The sequence below is a fragment of the Streptosporangium sp. G12 genome (assembly GCF_052983175.1).
In genome coordinates this window covers 265,686-286,235 of record NZ_JBRIQO010000010.1, presented here as the reverse complement: position 1 = coordinate 286,235, position 20,550 = coordinate 265,686, and the positions used below count along the sequence as shown (strand labels likewise).

19 protein-coding genes are annotated in these 20,550 nt (G+C 72.3%); 10 read left to right on the top strand and 9 right to left on the bottom strand.

The window, feature by feature from the left end:
• Positions 1-102 precede the first annotated feature (102 nt).
• Entirely contained in the window at positions 103-822 is a 720-nt protein-coding gene (locus tag ACVCAG_RS17810) for a PIG-L family deacetylase (protein ID WP_440073319.1), read from the top strand.
• A 163-nt stretch (positions 823-985) separates the two neighbouring features.
• On the top strand, positions 986-1,771 hold the full coding sequence (locus ACVCAG_RS17805) for an ABC transporter permease (RefSeq protein WP_440082890.1): 786 nt from the start codon (positions 986-988) through the stop codon (positions 1,769-1,771).
• Here the strand turns inward: ACVCAG_RS17805 and ACVCAG_RS17800 are convergent.
• The 6 genes from ACVCAG_RS17800 to ACVCAG_RS17775 all read right to left on the bottom strand — a co-directional run bounded on the left by ACVCAG_RS17800 (position 1,720) and on the right by ACVCAG_RS17775 (position 7,663).
• A complete protein-coding gene (locus ACVCAG_RS17800) occupies positions 1,720-2,655 on the bottom strand; it encodes a CPBP family glutamic-type intramembrane protease (RefSeq protein ID WP_440082904.1) in 936 nt (311 codons plus the stop codon). The two genes, ACVCAG_RS17805 and ACVCAG_RS17800, sit on opposite strands and share 52 nt — an antisense overlap.
• A gap of 118 nt (positions 2,656-2,773) precedes the next feature.
• A complete protein-coding gene (locus ACVCAG_RS17795; RefSeq protein WP_440082889.1) occupies positions 2,774-3,037 on the bottom strand; it encodes a WhiB family transcriptional regulator in 264 nt (87 codons plus the stop codon).
• Positions 3,038-3,262: 225 nt separating this feature from the next.
• Entirely contained in the window at positions 3,263-3,937 is a 675-nt protein-coding gene (locus ACVCAG_RS17790; RefSeq protein ID WP_440082888.1) for a neutral zinc metallopeptidase, read from the bottom strand.
• A 189-nt stretch (positions 3,938-4,126) separates the two neighbouring features.
• Complete coding sequence (locus ACVCAG_RS17785) at positions 4,127-5,596, bottom strand: glutamate-cysteine ligase family protein (RefSeq protein WP_440082887.1); 1,470 nt, start codon at positions 5,594-5,596, stop codon at positions 4,127-4,129.
• Between the two features lie 74 nt (positions 5,597-5,670).
• A complete protein-coding gene (locus tag ACVCAG_RS17780; protein ID WP_350943408.1) occupies positions 5,671-6,309 on the bottom strand; it encodes a response regulator transcription factor in 639 nt (212 codons plus the stop codon).
• A 139-nt stretch (positions 6,310-6,448) separates the two neighbouring features.
• Positions 6,449-7,663, bottom strand: coding sequence for a PspC domain-containing protein (locus tag ACVCAG_RS17775; RefSeq protein WP_440082886.1), 1,215 nt, complete (start codon positions 7,661-7,663; stop codon positions 6,449-6,451).
• A gap of 142 nt (positions 7,664-7,805) precedes the next feature.
• Between ACVCAG_RS17775 and ACVCAG_RS17770 the strand changes: the two genes are divergently transcribed.
• The 8 genes from ACVCAG_RS17770 to ACVCAG_RS17735 all read left to right on the top strand — a co-directional run bounded on the left by ACVCAG_RS17770 (position 7,806) and on the right by ACVCAG_RS17735 (position 17,321).
• Positions 7,806-9,374 carry a PspC domain-containing protein gene (locus tag ACVCAG_RS17770; protein ID WP_447190045.1) on the top strand — a complete coding sequence of 523 codons (1,569 nt, stop codon included), beginning with the start codon at positions 7,806-7,808 and terminating at the stop codon, positions 9,372-9,374.
• On the top strand, positions 9,364-9,570 hold the full coding sequence (locus ACVCAG_RS17765) for a hypothetical protein (RefSeq protein WP_440082884.1): 207 nt from the start codon (positions 9,364-9,366) through the stop codon (positions 9,568-9,570). Before ACVCAG_RS17770 ends, ACVCAG_RS17765 begins: the two co-directional genes overlap by 11 nt.
• A 99-nt stretch (positions 9,571-9,669) precedes the next feature.
• Positions 9,670-10,245: an ABATE domain-containing protein gene (locus tag ACVCAG_RS17760; RefSeq protein ID WP_440082883.1), complete on the top strand. Its 576-nt coding sequence runs from the start codon at positions 9,670-9,672 to the stop codon at positions 10,243-10,245.
• A 178-nt stretch (positions 10,246-10,423) separates the two neighbouring features.
• Positions 10,424-10,867 (top strand): VOC family protein, encoded by a 444-nt coding sequence (locus ACVCAG_RS17755; protein ID WP_447190044.1) that lies wholly within the window; start codon positions 10,424-10,426, stop codon positions 10,865-10,867.
• A gap of 6 nt (positions 10,868-10,873) precedes the next feature.
• Positions 10,874-11,791, top strand: a complete 918-nt coding sequence (locus ACVCAG_RS17750) for a pyridoxamine 5'-phosphate oxidase family protein (protein WP_447190043.1) — start codon at positions 10,874-10,876, stop codon at positions 11,789-11,791.
• A 184-nt stretch (positions 11,792-11,975) separates the two neighbouring features.
• On the top strand, positions 11,976-13,094 hold the full coding sequence (locus ACVCAG_RS17745) for an SRPBCC domain-containing protein (protein WP_440082880.1): 1,119 nt from the start codon (positions 11,976-11,978) through the stop codon (positions 13,092-13,094).
• 289 nt (positions 13,095-13,383) lie between these two features.
• A complete protein-coding gene (locus ACVCAG_RS17740; RefSeq protein ID WP_447190042.1) occupies positions 13,384-16,167 on the top strand; it encodes a bifunctional glycosyltransferase/CDP-glycerol:glycerophosphate glycerophosphotransferase in 2,784 nt (927 codons plus the stop codon).
• Positions 16,164-17,321 carry a glycosyltransferase gene (locus ACVCAG_RS17735; RefSeq protein WP_447190041.1) on the top strand — a complete coding sequence of 386 codons (1,158 nt, stop codon included), beginning with the start codon at positions 16,164-16,166 and terminating at the stop codon, positions 17,319-17,321. Before ACVCAG_RS17740 ends, ACVCAG_RS17735 begins: the two co-directional genes overlap by 4 nt.
• Before the next feature lie 70 nt (positions 17,322-17,391).
• Here ACVCAG_RS17735 and ACVCAG_RS17730 read toward each other — a convergent pair whose 3' ends face one another.
• From ACVCAG_RS17730 to ACVCAG_RS17720, 3 genes are read right to left on the bottom strand one after another with little or no spacing between them, the layout of a single operon-like run.
• Positions 17,392-18,435, bottom strand: coding sequence for a sulfotransferase (locus ACVCAG_RS17730; protein ID WP_440082877.1), 1,044 nt, complete (start codon positions 18,433-18,435; stop codon positions 17,392-17,394).
• A gap of 1 nt (position 18,436) precedes the next feature.
• Complete coding sequence (locus ACVCAG_RS17725; RefSeq protein WP_440082876.1) at positions 18,437-19,447, bottom strand: sulfotransferase; 1,011 nt, start codon at positions 19,445-19,447, stop codon at positions 18,437-18,439.
• 25 nt (positions 19,448-19,472) lie between these two features.
• Positions 19,473-20,462, bottom strand: a complete 990-nt coding sequence (locus tag ACVCAG_RS17720) for a CDP-alcohol phosphatidyltransferase family protein (RefSeq protein ID WP_440082875.1) — start codon at positions 20,460-20,462, stop codon at positions 19,473-19,475.
• Positions 20,463-20,550 lie beyond the last annotated feature (88 nt).

Here is a 20,550-nt window from a genome sequence, read left to right as displayed (position 1 = left end):
GACCGACCGACAACCGGGTCCAGCCATCGCAAAGGAATGCGAGTGGACTCCCCCGCGGTTGTGATGACGGAGCGGTACGCGGAAAAACGGAAAGGTCTTCTCATGCTGCCCGAGAACGAGATCAACCGCGTATTGGCGGTCACCGCACACCCCGACGACGTCGACTTCGCCGCCGCGGGCACGATCGCGCTGTTCACCGATCGCGGCGTCGAGGTGACCTACTGCGTGGTCACCGACGGTGACGCGGGCGGCTTCGACCGCGAGCTGGACAACGGCGGCATGGCCGAGCTGCGCAGGACCGAGCAGTCCAACGCCGCCAAGGCCGTCGGCGTGACCGACGTGCGCTACCTCGGCCACCACGACGGGACCGTGGTGCAGAGCCTGGAGCTGCGGCGTGACATCACCCGGGTCATCCGGCAGGTCAGGCCCGACCTGGTGATCACCCACAGCCCCGAGCGCAACCACCGGTTCATCGCCCCCAGCCACCCCGACCACCGCGCGGTCGGCGGCTGTGCCCTCGACGCCGTCTACCCCGACGCGCGCAACCCGTACACCTTCCCGTCGCTGCTGCTCGACGAGGGGCTGGAGGCGTGGACCGTCCGCGAGGTGTGGCTCAACGGCGGCCCGACGCCCGACCACCACGTGGACGTCACCGACACCTTCGACCGCAAGCTCGCCGCCCTGCGCGCCCACGCCAGCCAGATCGGCCACCTGGAGGACTTCGAGAGCTTCCTGCGGGGCCGCTTCTCGCAGATCGCCGTCGAGGCGGGCTTCGGCGAGGGCCGCTACGTCGAGGCCTTCCAGCGGGTTCCCACCGCCTGATCCTCCCGAGGGTCCGAAGAGCGCCGCCGGGGGACGGGCCACGACCGGACCACCGCTCCCGCCGGGAGTCCGAGGGGCACCCGGCGGGAGGAACCGGGCCCTCCTCGCGGTCGCCGCCGGGGACCTGGAAACCTGGAAGGCACCCGCCGGGAGGTCCGCGCCGTTGAACAGCATCGATCTGTCCCTCGCCACCGCCGTCGTCGTCCTCCTGCTGGCCGTCGGAGCCGCCGCCGTCGCCCGGCTCGGCCGCCTCGGGCACGCGCCCGCGGTGCTCGTGGCGTGCCTGCGCGCCGCCGCCCAGCTCGGCGCGGTATCCCTGGTCATCGTGTGGGCCGTCGAGCACGCGCTCGCGGTGGCGGTCTTCGTGCTGGTCATGTACGGGGTGGCGAGCGTGACCGCGGGACGCAGGATCACCTCGGGTTCCGCCGTCCGGTGGGCCGCGGCGCCCATCGCGGCCGGGACCCTGCCGGTCCTGGCGCTGCTGTTCGGCAGCGGCGTCGTCCCGCCGCTGGGCATCACGCTGATCCCGGTCGCGGGCATCCTGCTGGGCGGGTGCCTGACGGTCACGGCCCTCGCCGGACGGCGGGCTCTGGACGAGCTGGCCCACCGGCGCGGCGAGGTGGAGGCGGCGCTCTCGCTGGGCTTCTCCGAGCGGGACGCGGCGCTGGAGATCTGCCGCCCGGCCGCGGCGCAGGCGCTGGTGCCCGCGTTGGACCAGACGGGAACCGTGGGCCTGGTCACGCTTCCCGGCGCCTTCGTGGGGATGCTCCTGGGCGGGGCCGGCCCGCTCCAGGCCGGAGTGGTGCAGCTCGTCGTGCTGGTGGCGCTGCTGGCCGCGGAGGCGGTGGCCGTGGTCGTCACGATCGAGCTCGCCGCCCGCGGCCGCTTCGGCGACGGTCAGCGGCCCGGGACGGACCTCTCCGGCGGGGCCAGGCGGGCGAAGAGATAGCCCAGGGAGTTGGTCGCGACGTGGAACATCGCCGGAGCGGCCAGGCCTCCCCTCCTGCGCAGCTCGGTGAAGAGCACCCCGGCCAGGCCCGTCGTGATCACCGACCCGGCCACGACGCGCGCCACCTGCCACGCGGGCGCCCTTCCGGGCGCCTCGGGCACCTCGGGCACCCCGGACACGCCCGGTGTGCCCTGCGCGTCCGTTCCGGTGGGCGTGTCCGGGGCGCCGGGGGTGTGCCCGCTCCCCGGCCCGCCCCCGGGTCCGCTCCCCGTGCCCTCCGTGCCGGGATCACGGGCGGCCGGGGCGTCGAGGGTCTCCCCCGCGGCCAGGCGGCTCAGGGCGGGGTTGGCGGCCATCATGTCGACGGCGGGCAGGATGTGCCAGAGGCCGAAGAGAACCGAGGAGACCGCGGTCGCCGTACCGTGGCCGTGGGAGCGGGCGACGAGGGCGTGCAGCACCCCGCGGAAACCGACCTCCTCGAGCAGGACCGTGCCGACCGGCACCTGGAGCAGGGCCTCCTCCAGCGCGCGGGCGCGGGACAGGGACAGGGCGCGCTCGTCGCGGAAGAACCGGCGGGTGGCCGGGACGGCGACGCCCGCCGTGTAGGCCGCGGCCACGGCGGAGACGAGCGCGCCGCCGATCCGCAGGCCCCGCGCGCGCCGGTGGAATCCCAGCTCGGCCCAGGAGAGCCCGGAACGGCGGGCCATGACGACCAGCGCGCCGGTGGCCGCGGCCGAGGTCAGCGGCGCCAGCCTCGGCGCCACGCGGTTGTTGAGCACGTTGGCCGCCACCAGCACGGCCACCGCGCCCGCCTGCACGCCCGCGGACACACCGGGCACCGCCTCGGGTCCGGCGCACGCGGCTCGCCCCGGCTCGCGCTCCATGCCCACGACCGCCCACGACTCCCTCGGACACCGTCTCGCGCCCCGCGTGCCGGGCCGCGCCGGGGACCGTGATCTTCGGGATCCCCTCGAATCCGGTTCGAGGCTACGCGATCGGAGCTCAGCCCGCGGCGGCCTGGCGCCAGCCGGTGGGGAAGCGCAGGAGACGGCGTTCCCGCACCGTCAGGCCGCCCCAGATCCCCTCGGGCTCGGCCGCGCGGAGCGCGTAGGCCCGGCACTCCTTCAGCACCGGGCACCGCTCGCAGACCGCCTTCGCCCGCGCCTCGTGCTCGGCCGACTGCGTCAGCGGGAAGAACAGCTCGGGGTCGCTCGTACCGCAGGCACCCCGCGCGGCCCAGCCGATGTCCCGCACCGTCGTCCGCATGACATCGCCCCCTGGTGGCCCGGCGTCCCCAGCCAGACTAGGTGGACCTCGGCGGCGGGACATCAGCCTCTCGGCGGATTCACCCGTACTCATCGCGGCGTACTCCGGTGGCGCGCCACCCCCGCGACACTCCCGCGGCGCCCCGGCGCCCCGGTGCCACCTCGTGGCACCCTCGTGGCCCGCTCCGGCACCCTCGTGGCCCGCTCCGGCGCCCGCGTCGCGGCCTCAGCAGGCGGTCGTCCCCTGGTTGTATCCCTTGGCGAACAGCTCCTGGCGCTGGCCCGCCGTGCCGTGGGCGTCCGGGCGCAGCCAGTCGTCGGTGGGGTCGCCCGCCGCGGCGAGGTTGATCAGGAGCTCGTCCTCGTCGCCGGGCTCGGTCTGCAGCGAGCCGCCCTTGACGAGCGCCCCCAGGGTTCCCCCGGCGTAGCAGTCGGCCTGGAGCTCCTGCTCGATGTTCAGGCGGAACGCGGTGTTCAGCTGCGCCTGCACCGCGTGCCCGAACTCGTGCGGAATGATCACGTAGACCGAGCCGTCGCCCATCCGCTCGTAGAGCTCGTTCATCCACGTCTCGTCGTAGGCGATGAAGTGTCCCGCCGAGCAGTAGAAGGCGTTGTTCGGCACCGACGGCCGCCCGCCGCAGTCGGGCCCGTTCTCTCCCTGGTAGGCGACGAACGCGGTGACCGGGCGGTAGGTCAGCCCGGCCGCTGCGAAGGTCTGCTTCCAGTAGGCCTCGGTGAGCTCCCTGGCCAGCTCGACGTCCGACTCGAACGTCTGCCCCCGCGCGCCGGGCGTGGCCTGCCCGCCGGTGGGTCCGGCCTCCGGTTCCGTGCCCTCCCCCACGCTCCCGCAGGCGGTGACGGCCGCCAGGACCAGGGCCAGGAAAAAGGAGAACGCTCTCATGGTCCCATCGTGACGGAGTCCGCGGCCCCGCGCGAGGGATCGGCGCGACCGGGGACCGGCCGGCGCGGAGGCCGGGGAGACCCGGCGGGCCCCGTCAGCCCTCGCAGCGGCGACCCCACCGGCGTCGCGGGCGTTCCGGCGGCTCGGGCGGCTCAGGCTGCGGTCCCGGAAACGATCTCGGCCGCGGTCTCACGGGGACGGCCAGGTGTGGACGGGCTCGTTGGTGTGCATGTTCTCGATGTAGCGCAGGGTCATCCGGCGCAGCGCCTCGTGCCTGTCGAGGTCGCCGAGCGCGTTCACCGCGTCGATCTGCCAGCTCGCCCCGGTCGTGCCCGTCAGGCAGCGCTGCTCGACGATCCCCAGCAGCCGGTCCCTGGCCCCGGGGTCCACTCCCCACAGGTCGAGTCCCTCGTAGGCGAGCGGCAGCAGGCGGCGCAGGACCAGCTCCGACGCGACCACCTCGCCGAGCCCCGGCCAGAACAGCCGGGCGTCCAGGCCGTACCGGGCGGCGGCGTGCAGGTTGTCCTCGGCCGCGGCGAACGACATGCGCGTCCAGACCGGGCGTTCGGCGTACGGGAGGACGCGCATGAGCCCGTAGTAGAAGGCGGCGTTGGCGGCGACGTCCGCCACCGAGGGCCCGGCGGGCAGCACCCGGTTCTCCACCCGCAGGTGCGGGGTGCCGTCCACGACCGCGTAGACCGGCCGGTTCCACCGGTAGACGGTGCCGTTGTGCAGGGTCAGCTCGCCGAGCCGCGGGGTGACGCCGCGCGCCAGCTCCTCGCGCGGGTCCTCGTCGTCGCACAGGGGCAGCAGCGCGGGGAAGTAGCGGGCGTTCTCCTCGAAGAGATCGAAGACCGAGGTGATCCACCGCTCGCCGAACCACACCCTGGGCCGCACCCCCTGGGTCTTCAGCTCCACCGGGCGGGTGTCGGTGGCCTGCTCGAACAGCGGGATCCTGGTCTCCTGCCAGAGCCTGCGGCCGAACAGGAACGGGGAGTTGGCCGCCAGCGCCACCTGGGGACCCGCGATGGCCTGGGCGGCGTTCCAGTTGGCGGCGAACGCCTCGGGGCTGACCTGGAGGTGGAGCTGGAGGCTCGTGCAGGCGGCCTCGGGGGTGATGCTGTCGGCGTAGGCCTCCAGGAACTCCTCGCCCTCGATCGACAGGTGCAGGTCCTCGCCCCTGGCCGCGAAGATCTGCTCGTTGAGGAGCTTGTAGCGGGGATTGGCCGACAGCGTGCCCTCGTGCACGTCGCCCTCTCGCAGCGTGGGCAGGATCCCGACCATCACCATGTGCCCGCCGACGGTACGGGCCCGTTCCTCGGCGTGGTTGAGCCGGTCCCTGATCACCTTCTCCAGCCGGACCGCGCCGTCCCCCTCCAGGGACTCGGGCAGGACGTTGATCTCCACGTTGAACTGGCCCAGCTCGGTGGCCCAGTCGGGCTCGGCGATGGCCTCCAGCACCTCGATGTTCTTCATGGTGGCCTCGCCGCGCTCGTCCACGAGGTTGAGCTCGATCTCCAGCCCGGCCCTGGGCTCGTCGAACTCGAACCTGGACTCGCGCAGCATCTGCGCGAAGACGTCAAGGCACCGGCGGACCTTGTCCCGGTAGCGCCGCCGGTCCTCGCGGCTGAACACCATCGCAGGTACATCGCGTCCCATACTTCGCAGAGTCGCACAGAAGTAACTGCTCGTACAGAAGTCCGCGAGGTGAGGATGCCGTGGACGCCGGGGATTCAGACCAGGCGCCGCGCCGTGGCCCAGCGGGACAGCTCGTGACGGTTGGAAAGCTGCAGCTTGCGCAGCACGGACGAGACGTGGGTCTCCACGGTCTTCACCGAGATGAACAGCTCCTTGGCGATCTCCTTGTACGCGTAACCGCGGGCGATCAGCCGCAGCACCTCGCGCTCGCGCTGGGTGAGCGAGTCGAGCTCGGGGTCGATCGGCGGGGCCTCGCTGGAGGCGAACGCGTCCAGCACGAACCCGGCCAGCCTCGGGGAGAAGACCGCGTCGCCCTCGGCCACCCGGCGGATGGCGTCGGTGAGCTCGCGCCCGCTGATGTTCTTGGTGACGTATCCCCTGGCACCGCCCCGGATCACGCCGATGACGTCCTCCGCCGCGTCGGAGACCGACAGGGCGAGGAAGCGGACCGTGGAACCGGAGCCGAGCACCCGGCGCAGCACCTCCTGGCCGCCGCCGCCGGGCATGTGCACGTCGAGCAGGACCACGTCGGGTCCCAGCGCGGCGATCGCCTTGACCGCGGACTCCACGTCCTCGGCCTCCCCGATCACCTCGATGGAGTCGCCCAGCTCGGCCCGCACGCCGGAGCGGAACAGACGGTGGTCGTCGACGATCAGGACCTTCACCACACTCATCGGACTTCTTCCCCTCGCGGTCCCGAGGGCCGCTCTCCTGCTCGTCGCGATCCCGAGGGTGATCCCGAGATCCGCTCTCCAGCCCGCCGCGATCCCGGGGGCGGGGCCCCGGCTCGCCGCGTCGTGGCTCGCTCGCCGCTCACGTCTTCTCCAGCTTCATGGTCAGCATCACTTCCGTGCCCTCGCCGGGCTCGGTCCGCACACGGGCGCTGCCCCCGTGGCGCTCCATCCTGCCGATGATCGACTGGCGGATACCCATACGATCCTCGGGCACATCGTCCATGTCGAACCCGATCCCCCGATCCCGGACGAAGACGGTGACCTCATCCGGTTCCGTCTCGGCGTACACGGAGACGACCTCGGACCCGGAGTATTTCGCGGCGTTGACCATCGCCTGCCTCGCGGCCTGCATCATCGCGGAGAGCTCGGGGGTGAGCGGGCCGTCGCCGACGCAGACGACCTCGATCGGCACCCCGTGCGCGTCCTCCTCCTCGGCCGCGACCCGCCGCACGGCCGCGGCCACCGACGCGTCGGCGTCCTGCTGGGGCTGGTAGAGCCAGTTGCGCAGCTCACGCTCCTGGGAGCGGGCCAGCCGCATCACCTCGCGCGGGTCCTGGGCGTTGCGCTGGATGAGCGTCAGGGTGTGCAGCACCGAATCGTGCACGTGCGCGGCCACCTCGGCGCGTTCCTCCTGCCGGATGCGCTCGCGGCGTTCGCGTTGCAGCTCCTTCCACAGGGCGGCCAGCCAGGGCGCCGCGATCAGCGCGACACCGCCCACGACCACCAGGGTGAACACGATGCCCGGACGCGCGCTGCCCAGCTCGTCGTTGGCCACCAGGAAGCCGATCGCGCCGACCACGACGAGCACGAGCCCGAGGAAGGTGCGGACCCGGTTCTGGCGGACCTGCCCGACGGTGTTGCTCATCCAGCGCTGCCGCCGGTCGGGGTCGGCCTGCTGCCACAGGATCAGCGAGCCGATACCGCCCACGGCGATCGGCCAGGCCCCGATCCCGGCACCCGAGGTGCCGGTGAGCCAGCCCAGGGCCATCAGCGCCAGCCCGATCGCGGCGTACGCGGTGAACTGGCTCCAGTCCCTCCCCGGCTCCCTGCCCTCGTACGGCTCGCGCGGGGTGAACATCCACAGGGCGGCGTACGCCAGGGCTCCGAACCCGTCCAGGACGGTGAGCAGCACGAAGGCCAGCCGCAGCACGACCGGGTCGAGCCGGAGCTGGGCGGCGGCACCCTGGGCCACCCCGGCGACCAGCCGCCCCTCCACCGGTCTCACCAGGCGGGGGAAGGGGGCGTCGTCGGAGGTCACGGGCGCCGCGTCGCGAACTGTCTGTCGGTCAGCCATATCGTCAGCATCGTCACATGAACCAGCCTGCCAGTGCATCAGGCGTTCCCCTGAAGCGACCCTGAGAGAGACCTGCCCTCTCCGGGACGACTCAGGGGTCTCCCGGATGCGTCATGGGCCGGGAAAGGCCACGATGAGGAACATGAACGACACCGGGCGGGCCCAGGATCCGGCGAGCTCGCCGTCCGCCTCCTCCCCCTTCGAGGAGCGCGACTTCGAGAGGCGCGACCTGAGGCGCAGCAACGAGGGGCGCATGCTCACGGGTGTCTGCGCCGGCCTGGGGAGATACGCCCGGATCGATCCCGTGGTGCTCCGGGTCGGTTTCGCGGTGCTGGTGCTCGGCTCCGGGATCGGCATCATGCTCTACATCGCGGCGTTCCTGCTGATGCGCGAGACCGACGGCGGCCCCGGCTACCTGGAGCAGTGGATCCGGCGCGACTTCGACGGCGAGACGGTCCTGACCCTGCTGACCGGCCTGTTCGCCCTCGGACTGATCGTCAACGTCTCCTCGGACGGCATCGGCACCGGCACGGTCGTGGTCGGCACGGTGTTCGCCATCGCCCTGCTCGCCGCCCATTCCCGCGGGGTCGACCTGCTGGCCGTGGCGAGGTCGCTGCCCGACCGGCTGCGCAGGCACCGCGCCCCGTCCTCGTCCCCGGCCGGCCGGTGGCCCGGCTCGCCCGCCCACACGCCGGGCGCCGCCGGGCAGCGCCCCGTCGGCGAGCGGGATCCGGTCGCCCACGCCGCCACCTCTCCGGCCGCCGAGACGGTCGCGGAACCGTACGCGCCCGCGGCCGGCCCGGGATCGGCGACGGTCCCGCCGCCCGCCTCCGGAACCCGGCCCATGCCCGCCTTCGAGAACCGTGCCGGGCAGGCGCCGGGCATGCCCCCGGGCCCCGTCGGACCGCCGCAACACGGGCCGCGGGACACCCCGCCGAGCCCGTACGGCGCCGCGAGGCCGTTGTTCGACTCCTCCGGCGAGCCCTTCTCGCCCTACGGCCCCTACCAGCCTCTGGATCCCCGGAGACGGCAGCAGCCGTACCTCCCCTACGACCCGTCCGCGTACCTGGGGACGGTGACGGCGCCGCCCAGGCCGCGGCGGCGCGGATCGCTCGTCGGGAGCATCACCATCTTCCTGGCCATCATCGTTGGAGGGATCATCGTGGCGATCCAGTCCGCCTCGGGATCGGTCAACATGACGGTCGCCGGCGGCGCGGTACTCGTCGTCATCGGCGCCGGCCTGCTGGTCGCCACCTGGTTCGGCCGGGGGGCGGGGCTGGTCGCGACCGGCACCGTCCTGTCGCTCGCCCTGATCGCGGGGTCCACGCTGGGCGGCGTGCCGAAGAAGTTCGGCGACTACACCTGGCGGCCCACCGCCCTGTCCGAGGTGGCGCGCACCTACTCGGTGGACGTGGGAGAGGGCAGTCTCGACCTGGGCGACCTGGCCCTGCCCCCCGGCTCGCGGACCGTCGTGAACGCCTCGGTCTCGGTCGGCGAGATAAGGGTGATCCTGCCCCCGACGGCCAGGGTCGAGGTGAACGGCTCCACCAGGTTCGGCGACGTCAAGATCGACCATGCGGTGGAGGGCGGGGCCGACATCCAGCACAACAAGATCCTGGAGCCCGAGGTGCTCCCCGAAGGGGATGTGGCCACCATCGTGCTGAACATCAAGGCCGGCCTCGGGGACGTGGAGGTGCGCCGTGCGGCCTGACGTCGAAAGGACCGAGCGCCGCCGCGTGCACCGCACCGACTGGATGGCCCTGCTCAGCGGGGTGGTGTTCATCGCGGCCGGCATCGTCTTCATCAGCGAGCCGTCCGTCCAGCCGCTGGTCATGCTCATGGTCCTGGTGAGCGGCCTGGGCTTCGCGGGCCTGGTCGCCATCCTGGCCAAGGCCATCCGGCGCTAGGTGTTCCGTCCCGGCGGGCCGGTGGCGGGTGCCGCCGGCGGTCACCGGCGACGGCAGGACCTCACGGCAAAAGACCAGATCAGGCATTAGGGTCGGAGTATGTCGGCCCTGGAGTTCGTCAGCACCGTCCGCGCGACGCGGGCCGGTCTGACGGACACGCTCGCCGACGTCGAGGGCATGACCGCGTGGGGCCGGGCGCACGCCGCCGAGCTGGGGATCGACCCGGGCTTCCTCGCCTCGGAGGAGCTGCGGCGCGAGGTGGTGGAGCTGCGGCAGGCCGTGCGGGCGCTCTTCGCCAGGGCGGTGGAGCCGGGTCCCGCGAGCGGCGCGGACGCGCACCGGCTCCCGGGGTTCGCCGAGTCGCTCGACCTGGTCAACGCCGCGGCGCTGGCCGTGCCGCTGGCCGCGCGGCTGGAGTGGCCCGCCGGCGACGCTCCCCGCGCACGGACCGTCCCGAGCGACGGGGCCACGGAGTCGGCGCGGATCCGGGCGGCCCTGGCGACGTCGGCGATCGAACTGCTGGCCGGACCCCGGCGCGAGCGGCTCCGCACCTGCCCCGCGCCGCGCTGCGTGCTCTACTTCCTCAAGGAGCACGCCCGGCAGGAGTGGTGCTCGGTCGGCTGCGGCAACCGGGCCCGCGCGGCCCGCCACTACCACCAGCACCGCGACGGCTGACCCCGCCCGGCCGGTTCTCCCCTTTTCACGCCCCGACCGGCGGATCTCACGCCTGGATTCCCACCAGTGTGATTTACATCACATATTTATAATGGGAAAAATGATTATTATGCATTAGATTTACCCTGCGGCCAGACTAACGGAACGAGCCGTTAGAAAGCCTGAAGGGAGAGACCAGATGACCTTCCAGACCGGCCACGTCGGCCTCAACGTCTCCGACCTCGACAGGTCCAGGGACTTCTACGTGAAGATCTTCGGCTTCGAGGTCCTCGGCGAGTCCGGCGAGGCGGGCCGCCGGTACGCCTTCCTCGGCCTCGACGGCACGCTGGTGCTCACCCTCTGGCAGCAGAGCGAGGGCCGCTTCGCCACCGGCCTGCCCGGCCTGCACCACCTGTCCTTCCAGGTTCCGGACATCGAGACGGTCCGCCGGGCCGAGACCGCGATCAGGGAGGCCGACGCCACGCTCCACCACGACGGCGTGGTGGCGCACCGCGAGGGCGCGTCCTCGGGCGGCGTGTTCTTCGAGGACCCGGACGGGATCCGGCTGGAGATCTACGCGCCCACCGGCGCCGAAGGTTCCCCTGTGCCGGTGACCGCCGCTCCCACCTGCGGCTTCTTCTAAACGACCGTGGAGCACGCAGGAGAGCTCGCGGTTCAGCGGAGGGCCGGGGTGCGCGCGGTGGCGCTGGGTTCGGCCAGGACCCGGCCGGAGATCCCGGCGGTGGCGGCCGAGTTCCTGGGGCGGCAGCGGATGCTGCTGATCGGGGCGGCGGGGCGGGACGGGCTCCTGTGGGCGTCCGCCCTGACCGGGCCCGAGGGCTTCGCCCGGGCGCCGGACGAGCGGACGGTCGTGATCGACGCGGTTCCCGGCGAGCACGACCCGCTGGCGGGGCTGGACGGGGGCAAGATCGGGATGCTCGCGATCGAGCCGGCGAGCAGGCGCAGGATGCGGGTCAACGGCACGGTCTCGCGGGAGGGCGGGCGGCTGATCGTCCGTACCGAGCAGGCGTACGCCAACTGTCCCAAGTACATCCAGGCGCGGGAGATCGTCGCGGAACCGGCGGAGCCCGCCACCCGCTCCCCCGGATCGACCGGATCCACCGACTCCCTCGGCTCCGCCGGCTTCTCCTCGGGGACGGTGTTCGGCGACGACGACCGGGCGTGGATCGAGGGCGCCGACACGTTCTTCGTCGCCACCTCCGCGCCCGGTCTCGGCGCCGACCTGTCACACCGGGGCGGCAACCCCGGGTTCGTCCGGGTGGTGGACGACCGGCGGCTGGTCTGGCCGGACTACGTCGGCAACTCCATGTACATGACGCTGGGAAACCTGGAGCTGGACGACGGCTGCGGCCTGCTCTTCCTCGACTGGGAGAGCGGCGGCGCCCTGCACCTGACCGGGCGTGCCCACGTCGACTGGGATCCGGGGAACGTCCCGGGCGCGCAGCGGCTGGTCCGCTTCGAGGTGGACCGGATCGTCCGCGTACGGGGAGCCGTCCCGCTCCGCTGGAGGCTTGCTGAGTACTCCCGCCACAACCCGCCGGTCTGAGGGCGCGGCGCGATGGGCGCATCGTCCCCGCCAACGAGGGCAGTACCAGGGAGCGGGCACCGAACTGGAGTGCGGACACGGACCGTCGCAGGAGGTCCGGCCGGGGTTCAGGGCGGCATACTGGCAGTACGCCCCCGTGTAGTCGTAATGTCGCGACAGCGGCCGACCGGTGAGGAGCGCAGCGATGGCGATGCGATTCGAGCACGAGTTCACGGTTCCCGTACCTGTCGACCAGGCGTGGCCGGTGCTGCTCGACGTCGAGCGGATCGCGCCCTGCCTGCCCGGAGCCGCCGTGGACAAGGTCGAGGGTGACTCCTTCACCGGCCGGATGAAGATGAGGATCGGGCCGATCACGGTGACGTACCAGGGCCGGGTCGCCTTCGAGAAGGTGGACGAGGACACCCACTCCATGACCCTCAGGGCCACCGGCAAGGAGGCCAGGGGTCCGGGCACGGCGGGTGCCACGGTCGTCGCGCGCCTGCACCCGCAGGGCCCGCACACCCGGGTCACCGTCGACACCTCCTTCGACGTGACCGGCCGCCCGGCCCAGTTCGGCCGGGGCGTGATGACCGAGGTCGGCGAGAAGCTGGTCGACAGGTTCGCGGCCGGCATCTCCCGCCTGCTGGGCGAGGGTCCCGGCGTGGAGACGGCCGCCGAGACGGTCTCGGGGACGGCCGGCGTGGGCGGCTGGAACGCGAGCGCGAAGCGGGAACCGGCGTTCACGGGGCCGGACGACGTTCCGGCGATCTCGGAGACCTGGGGTCCCGGACCGGCGCGCCCCGCCGATGCCGGCGATTCCGACGATTCACGCGAGTCCGTCGACTCCACGGCCGCGTCCGCCACACCCGCCGCGTCCGCCGGTCCCGCGGGTTCGACGGCCTCCGGCCAGGAGAGCCCCGGCACCACCGGCTCGGCGTTCCCCGGCCCGGCGGGCTCGACGGGGCACGGCCCGGGAGGCCACGAGGGCACGACGGCCTCCGGCGGCACGGACCATGGTGCGGCGTCCGGACTGGGCGGCCCCGGCGGCCCGGAGGACCTGAACGGCCCCGGCGTCCCGGACGGGCCGGAGCGTCACCTCAGCGCGGTGCCGACGCCGCCCGGCCTCGCCATCGGCGAGAAGGAGGAGTCCCGCCAGAGCCACCCCGCGGGCACCTCGCGCACCTCGCTCAGCCCCGACGAGGAGGCCCTGAACCTTCTGGAGGTGGCGGGCCTGCCGCTGCTCAAGCGCGTCGCCCCCCTGGTCGCCGCCCTGGCGGGCATCGTCCTGCTCGCCTGGCTGATCCGCCGCGCCCTGCGGCACTAGCCGCCGGAGCGCGGCCCGCGATCATCGGTAGACGCACCTCTCGGCGTCGTCCGACCGGTCGGCCACCGAGGCCGCGTCGGAAACAGTGATGCCGGAAGGACAGGACATCCCTTCTTGCCGCCGGTCACCCCACCCTTCCCTGTTCTCTCACCCGCCCGCGCTCCCCCGCCGTCCGCCTTCCCGAGCACCGCGCCGACCTGTTTCCCTGACTTTCACACAACCCCAAAAACAGTGTCATCAGTGAACAAGTAGGACAACTGACTACTTTTTCTCGGGAATACCTCGGATCGTGATCAATATCCCGGAATGCAGCGTTGTGGTCATCACCTACAACGATGCCGCGCGGCTGGCCAGGGCCGTGCGGTCCGTGCTCCGGCAGTCCCTGCGCAACATCGAGGTGATCATCGCGGACGACGCGAGCACCGACGGCACGGGGAAGGTGGCCAGGGAGTTGCAGCGCAGGGACGCGAGGGTCCGCTACCTGCGCGGGGAGGTCAACAGCGGCGGCTGCGGGGTGCCGCGCAACAGGGGGGTGGCGGCGGCGCGGGCGCCGTACGTGATGTTCCTGGACAGCGACGACGAGCTGACGAGACACGCCTGCAAGAGCATGCTGCTGGAGATCGAGCGGACCGGCGCGGACTTCGTCACCGGGCAGATCGCGCGGCTGTACGAGCAGACCGGGAAGACCGCGCGCTACTACCCCGCCCTGTTCACCAGGCGCAGGACGGTGGAGGGCATCGCCAGGGAGCCGGAGATGTTCCTCGACTCCTTCAGCACCAACAAGCTCTACCGGGCCGAGTTGCTGCGGCGGGTGCCGTTCCGCGAGGACATGCACTACGAGGACCACGTCTTCAGCACCGCCCTGTACTGCGCGGCGCGGCGGTTCGCCGTGGTCCCCTGGGTGGTCTACCTCTGGCACCGGGCCTCGGCGGAGAGCGACGAGCGGCTGTCGATCTCGCTGTGCCTGACGGACATGGCCAACGTCCGCTCCAGGATCAGGGCGGCCCGGCTGAGCGACGACATCCTGCGGGACAGCGGCCTCGGCGGCCTCGGCGACCTGGTGCACGAGCGGCAGCGCCGCTTCATCCGCCAGGACCTGCGGGTCTACCTCAACCCGCTGCCCTCGCGCGATCCGGCGTGGATCGAGGAGTTCGTCTCGGTGATCCACCCCTACCTCGCGGAGCTCGACCCGGTGGTGTTCGAGACGGTCGACCCGCTCCTGCGGGTCTGCTGCAGCTTCATCCTCGACGGCAGGCCCGACGAGCTCCTGGTGGCCGCCCGGTCGCTGAACGGGCCGAAGGCCCCGCCGCGCGTCGCCGTACGGGAGGGCGGGCGCACCTACTGGGGCGCCGTCGCCGACGAGAGGCGGGAGATCACCTCGCTCCGGATGGCCGAGCTCCCCTACAGCGCCTCCCGGCTGCGCCACGAGGCGGTCGTCACCGGGGAGGGCTCGCTGATCACGCTGGCGATCACGACGTACGACCCGTTCGGGGTGCTCGCCGCCACGCCCGGCTGGACCGCGTTCCTGCGGTTCAGGAACCATCGGGTACGGCTGGAACCGCGCGCGCCGGACGGCGACGGCGGTTACCCGAGTGAGGCGACGATCGACCTCACCGCGATCCGCCACGGCCGCCTGGGCTTCGAGGGCCGCTACGACCCGGTGGTCGAGATCGTCAACCCCGACGGGCGGGTCACCTCCGACCGGCTGCTCGTCGACCCGCGCACCGCGCCGTTCGGTACGACCATCCTGTGGCACGAGGTCGTCGTCAAGGCGGAGGGGACCGCCGCGTTCCTGCGGGTGCTCTGGCGCCGCCAGGGGTTGCTGCGGCAGCTGCCCCGGCTCAAGCGGGCCGCCACCCGTCTGCTGCGGCAGCTGGGCGGGCCGGAGGTGAAGCTCCGCGTCTACAAGGGGCTGATCTCCGTGATGCCGCCGCGCGGAAACTTGGCCCTGTTCGAGTCCGACGTCGGCACCGGATACACCGGGAACCCGCGCTACATCTACGAGGAGCTCAGGCGGCGGAACACGCCGCTGAAGGTGGTGTGGTCGGCCGCCGGGACGCGCGGGGACTTCCCCCCCGGCGTCAGGCTGGTGCGGCGGATGAGCTGGCGCCACGTCTGGACCATGGCCAGGGCGGGCTACTGGGTCGACAGCCACGGCATGCCGCTGGCCTATCCGAAACCGCCCGGCACCCGCTACCTGCAGACCTGGCACGGCCAGGGCATCAAGTCGGTCGGCTTCGACGCGCCCGACCTGCGCGCCGACTTCGACGGGCCGAGGGCGACCTGGCGGGCCGCGGTGGACCGCTGGGACGCGCTGGTCTCGCCCAGCGCCGAGTTCGAGCGGGTCTTCGTCCCCTCCAACGGCTACCGGGGGCGGCTGCTGCGGCACGGCTCGCCCCGCTGCGACGTGCTCGTGCACGGCGACCAAAAGGCGGTCAGACGGGCGAGGGAGGCGCTGGAGATCCCGCACTGGTCCAGGGTGCTGCTGTACGCCCCCACCTACCGCGACCGGGCCAAGGGGTCCGGGCGGTCGGTCAGGGCCGACCTCGCCGCGATGGCCGAGGCCCTGGCGGGCGACTGGACGGTGGTCCTGCGGACCCACCCGGTCGAGCGGTTCGAGGTGCCCGAGCACCTGCGCCACTTCGTCCGGCAGGCGGGGTCCTATCCGGAGGTCAACGACCTGATGCTGCTCTCGGACGCGCTGCTGACCGACTACTCGTCGCTGATGTGCGACTACGCGGTCACCGGACGGCCGATGCTGTTCCTGATCGACGACTGGGACGAGTACCGCAGGGTGGAACGCGGGGTCTATCACGACCTGCCCGCGATCGCCCCCGGCCCCTGCCTGACCACGACCGAGGAGCTGATCGAGGCGCTGCGCGACCTCGAGGGGCTGACGGCGTCGTTCGCCTCCAGGTACATCGCGTTCCGCAGGACGTGGTGCGCCGACGAGAAGGGCCACGCCGCGGCGAAGGTGGTGGACGCCTTCTTCGAAGGCTCCCACGTCCAGGCCCTCCGCCCCGCCGGGGCGCGGCAGCTGAGCCGCCTGTCACTGCCGGGACGGCCGCGGTGAGCGGCGGGCACACCGGGGCGGTGGTGTTCGCGTGCATGGACGCCGACACCCTGGGCGGCGTCCAGCGGGTCACCCACACCATGGCGCAGGGCCTGGCCGAGCGGGGCCGCGAGGTGCACGTGGTCGGGCTGCACCGGGCGGAGAAGCCGTTCCGTTATGTGGAAAGGCCGCGTTACACCAGCCATGTCATCCACCGCACTCCGGTGGGAAGGCTCTCGCGGCTGGGCAGGCGCCGCGAGCGGCGGGCGCTCGGCAGGCTGCTGCGGGAGGTGGGGCCGGGGTTCGCGGTGCTCGCCTCGCCCAGCGTGGTCGCCCGGATCGGGGGCCTGCTGCCCGAGGGACTGCTGCCGATCGGGCAGTACCACGGCTCGTACGAGCACGCGCGGGGATCCTGGCACCTCGGCTCGGTCCGCGGCCACTACGCCACCCTGGAGAAGGCGGTGTTCCTCAGCGAGGAGGACGCGTGGCTGTTCTCCGAGCACGCCCTGCTGCCCAACACCTGGTCCATCCCGAACCCGCTGCCCGCCTGGCCGTCGCGGACCGCGGACCTGACCGCCCGCCGGGTGCTCGGGGTCGGCAGGCTGGAGGGCGTGAAGCGGTTCGACCGGCTGATCTCGGCCTTCGCGGAGGCGTGCGGCCGGCCGGGTCCCGGAGGTGCCGGAGATCACCCGGAGCTCGTGGAGGCCCGTCGCGCGGCGGGTGAGGACTGGGAGCTGCACCTGATCGGCGAGGGGGTCGAGCGGGGGCGGCTCCTGTCGCACGCGGCCGCGTGCGAGGTGAGCGACCGGGTGGTGTTCCGCGGCGCGGTGCCCGCGGCCCTGATGGGGGACGAGTACCTGGGCGGGTCGGTGCTGGCGCTGTCCAGCGAGCACGAGGGGCTGCCCCTGGTGGTCGGCGAGGCGGCGTCCTACGGGGTGCCCTCGGTGGCGTTCGACGTGTCGGGCGGGCTCAGGTCACTCGTCCTGGACGGGCGGACCGGGGTGCTGGTGCCCCCGGCCGACGTGACCGCGCTCGCCGCCGCGCTGGCCGGGCTGATGGCCTCGGCCGAGGAGCGGCGGCGGCTGGGAGCCGCCGCCCGCGCGCACGTCGAGGCGTTCCGCCCGGACCGCGTCCTGGACCGGTGGGAGGCGCTGTTCGAGCAGGTCACCCGCTGAGCGGCACGGGCTCGTGCTCAGCGGGTCACCCGCCGGTCCCCACCGGTTCGCCGCGGGCCGGTCGGACCGGTCACCCGTTGACCGCGACGGGCTCGTTGCGCGGCAGCGGCACTCCCGCCAGCACGATCTGGGCGGAGGTGAGCCGTGCCCCCAGCGGGTTCGGCTCGCGGAGCCGGATCAGCCGGTCGAACGTGACCCGCTTGACGCGGGCCAGCTTCCGCTTGGCCGCGGTCCGCTCGTAGGAGACCATCCGCGAGGTCTCGACCTTCGGCGCGCCGGTGAGCTCGTACCCGTACGTCTCCAGCCGGTTCCCGAGCACGCTCTCGCACAGCGAGACCTCGCCGGGGTCGAGCCGGTCGCGCCACGAGCCGGTCCGCACGGTGGTCACCTCGCCGAAGGTGCGCGCGTGCCAGGTCTTGCGCGCGGGTACGGCGATGTCGGCCACCGCGCCCGGATCGCACATGGCGGGGTCGAAGTCCTCGCCGAGGAACTCGCACAGCCTGCGCAGGTGGGCCTCGGGCTCCGCGGTCAGGTCCTCGTAGCGCAGCTCGTGGTAACTGCCCTCGGGGAGCTTCGGCGCGCCGTGCCGGGCGAAGTCGATCGCCTCGGCCCAGGCGCACACCGCGCTGTAGACGCTCCCGTTGTACCAGGGCATCTCCTTCAGCGACGCCACGCAGTCGCGGCCGTCCCTGATCAGGTGCACGAACTGGGCGTCGGGGAACAGCCGCAGCAGCACGTCGGTGTACTGGAAGTACGAGGGCCGCTTGTCGCCCCAGCGCGGCTTGCCGTGCCTGGCCGCGTACGCGCGCAGCACGATGCCCAGCGCGGAGCCGAGCGTCGGCGGCCCGTCGACGATCTGCTCCAGCACGTCGTCGCGGTCCAGATCCAGCTCGTGGAAGCGCGTCTGGCGCCGGTCGACCACCCATTCGCCCAGCTCTCGCCGGCGTTCGGCGGCGTTGAGGTCGCCGAACTGGAGCCGGCGCTGGTAGGTGGAGACCATGAACCGGGTCTCCGGCGGGATGGCGACGCGCGGGTGGGCGTGCAGCATCAGCTGCAGCATCGTCGTCCCCGAACGGGGACAGCCCAGGACGAAGATCGGGCGATCGGACGTCATGTCAGACCTTCGCAAGCTCGCCGAGCTGCCGGCTGGTGAGCCGCGCGGCCACCGGGCTGGGCTCGCGGAACCGGTTGATGCGGTCGCGGATCTCCTTGCGCCTGCGCGCCCAGCGCCGCTTGGACGCCGCCTTCTCGCACGCCTGGACGTGGGCCTTGCTCGCCTTGGGCGCGCCGCTCAGCTCGTAGCCGTTGGCGGTGAGCCGGTCGGCCAGCACGGTCTCGCACACCGAGATCTCCCAGGGCTCCAGCCTGGCCTTCCACGAGCCCGCCCGCGCGGTCGTGACGTCGCCGTGGGTGTTGCTGTGCCAGACCTTGTGCTGCGGGATCGCCACCCTGGCGACGTGGTACGGCTCGGTCATCGCCGGGTCGTAGTCCTCGCCCAGGAAGTCGCAGAGCTTGCTCAGCTCGGTCTCCGGGTAGGCCGTCAGGTCCTCGTAGCGCAGCTCGTAGTAGCTGTCGGCGGGGAGCCTCTTGGCGTGCCGGCGGCCGTAGTCGATCGCCTCGCTCCAGTTGACCGCCGCGTGGAAGACGTCCTTGGTGTACCAGGGCATCTCCTTCAGCGACGCCACGCAGTCGCGGCCGTCCCTGATCAGGTGCACGAACTGGGCGTCGGGGAACAGCCGCGTCAGCAGGTCCACGTGGTGGTAGTAGCTGGGCCGCTTGTCACCCCAGCGGCTCTTGCCGTACTGCTCGGCGTACGAGCGGAAGGTGATGCCCATCGCCGACCCCAGCGTGGGCGGCCCCGCGACGATGTCGTCGATCAGCCTGTCCCCGTCGAGCTTGAGCTCCTTGAACTTGGTGTCCTTGTCGCTCACGATCCACCGGCCGACCCTGCGCCGGTTGCGCTCCTCGCGCAGGTCCCCGAAGGAGAACCTGCGGTAGTAGCCGGGCACCACGAACCGTGTCTCCGGAGGCACCGCGATGCGTGGGTGCGAGTGCAGCATCAGCTGCAACATCGTGGTGCCGGAACGCGGACAACCGATCACGAAGATCGGACGGTCGGACTGCATGACAACGAACCCCCGTAAAGCTTGGTCAAACAGATACGCGTGGCGCCTTCTGCACGAGCGGCATGACGGGCACCACCCGGGCGAAGAGCCACATTCGATAGATCAGGACGACCTCGTTCAGCAGAAGCAGCACACCCGCCGCGACCGAGAGGGGCACCAGGGCGACCGGCCCGATCAGCGGGGCGACCACGAACACCGCGGCGTGGAACTCGATGCCGCTGATCAGGTGGGTCCGCACCCGGTGGCGGGCCAGCAGGCGGCCGAACCTGCGGGGCAGCTTCGGACGCCTGCCCCCCCGGGGGCCCCGCCCGGCCCGTTTCCCGTCCCGGCCCTCGCCCGGGTTCTCGTCCCGGTTCTCGAACCCGGCGACGCGCATCGGCTCGCGGGGCGTGATGACCTCGACGGGCCTGACGTGTCCCGCGTGCTCGGCGTGTCCCGCGTGGACGGTGTGCCCGGCGGCCACCGTCGCCTCCCCGGGCCTGGGGTGTCCCACGGTCACCACGGACTCGACGGGCGCCAGGCGTCCGAGCCGGTTCTCCTTGACCACCTCGCGCACGCGCTTCATCTGCGGCGCGTTCACGTAGCGGAACAGGTCGAGCACGGCCACCCCGGCGCCGAGCAGGATGTAGGAGACGTCCCCCGTCGCCACGTACTGCCCGGACGCCAGGCCGGCGGCGCAGCACACCACCCTGATCCGGTCTCCCACGTAGTCGAGCCAGAGCCCGAACGCGGTCCCCGTCCCCTTGAGCCGGGCGATCTTCCCGTCCATGCAGTCGACCATGAAGCTCACGTAGAACAGCAGGGCCCCGGCGACCAGCCGTCCGGACGCGAAGCAGATCGCCGAGCACATCCCGAGGATCAGGGAGAAGCGGGTGAGCCCGTTGGGGGTGATGGACGTGTGGTTGGCGACGAGCAGGGTGAGCCTGCACGCCACCGGGTCGACCAGGAAAACGGTCCACCAGGAGTCTTTTCGTTTCCGGGTCGCGTGAACGTCGTCCAACGAATAGGCCCTCATGCGTTCCAGCATGGCCACGCGGCGTCCCCTCCCATCTACGCTCTGTAACTACTAGAAGATCTCCATGCCACTTCTTGACCGACCCGCG

Coding starts and splice junctions, on each gene's coding strand:
- ACVCAG_RS17755 (WP_447190044.1), top strand. CDS start 10,424: ATGACCTTCCAGACCGGCCACGTCGGCCTCAACGTCTCCGACCTCGAC.
- ACVCAG_RS17775 (WP_440082886.1), bottom strand. CDS start 7,663: ATGGCTGACCGACAGACAGTTCGCGACGCGGCGCCCGTGACCTCCGAC.
- ACVCAG_RS17795 (WP_440082889.1), bottom strand. CDS start 3,037: ATGCGGACGACGGTGCGGGACATCGGCTGGGCCGCGCGGGGTGCCTGC.
- ACVCAG_RS17730 (WP_440082877.1), bottom strand. CDS start 18,435: ATGACGTCCGATCGCCCGATCTTCGTCCTGGGCTGTCCCCGTTCGGGG.
- ACVCAG_RS17770 (WP_447190045.1), top strand. CDS start 7,806: ATGAACGACACCGGGCGGGCCCAGGATCCGGCGAGCTCGCCGTCCGCC.
- ACVCAG_RS17745 (WP_440082880.1), top strand. CDS start 11,976: ATGGCGATGCGATTCGAGCACGAGTTCACGGTTCCCGTACCTGTCGAC.
- ACVCAG_RS17725 (WP_440082876.1), bottom strand. CDS start 19,447: ATGCAGTCCGACCGTCCGATCTTCGTGATCGGTTGTCCGCGTTCCGGC.
- ACVCAG_RS17785 (WP_440082887.1), bottom strand. CDS start 5,596: ATGGGACGCGATGTACCTGCGATGGTGTTCAGCCGCGAGGACCGGCGG.
- ACVCAG_RS17760 (WP_440082883.1), top strand. CDS start 9,670: ATGTCGGCCCTGGAGTTCGTCAGCACCGTCCGCGCGACGCGGGCCGGT.
- ACVCAG_RS17720 (WP_440082875.1), bottom strand. CDS start 20,462: ATGAGGGCCTATTCGTTGGACGACGTTCACGCGACCCGGAAACGAAAA.
- ACVCAG_RS17780 (WP_350943408.1), bottom strand. CDS start 6,309: ATGAGTGTGGTGAAGGTCCTGATCGTCGACGACCACCGTCTGTTCCGC.
- ACVCAG_RS17800 (WP_440082904.1), bottom strand. CDS start 2,655: ATGGAGCGCGAGCCGGGGCGAGCCGCGTGCGCCGGACCCGAGGCGGTG.
- ACVCAG_RS17810 (WP_440073319.1), top strand. CDS start 103: ATGCTGCCCGAGAACGAGATCAACCGCGTATTGGCGGTCACCGCACAC.
- ACVCAG_RS17790 (WP_440082888.1), bottom strand. CDS start 3,937: ATGAGAGCGTTCTCCTTTTTCCTGGCCCTGGTCCTGGCGGCCGTCACC.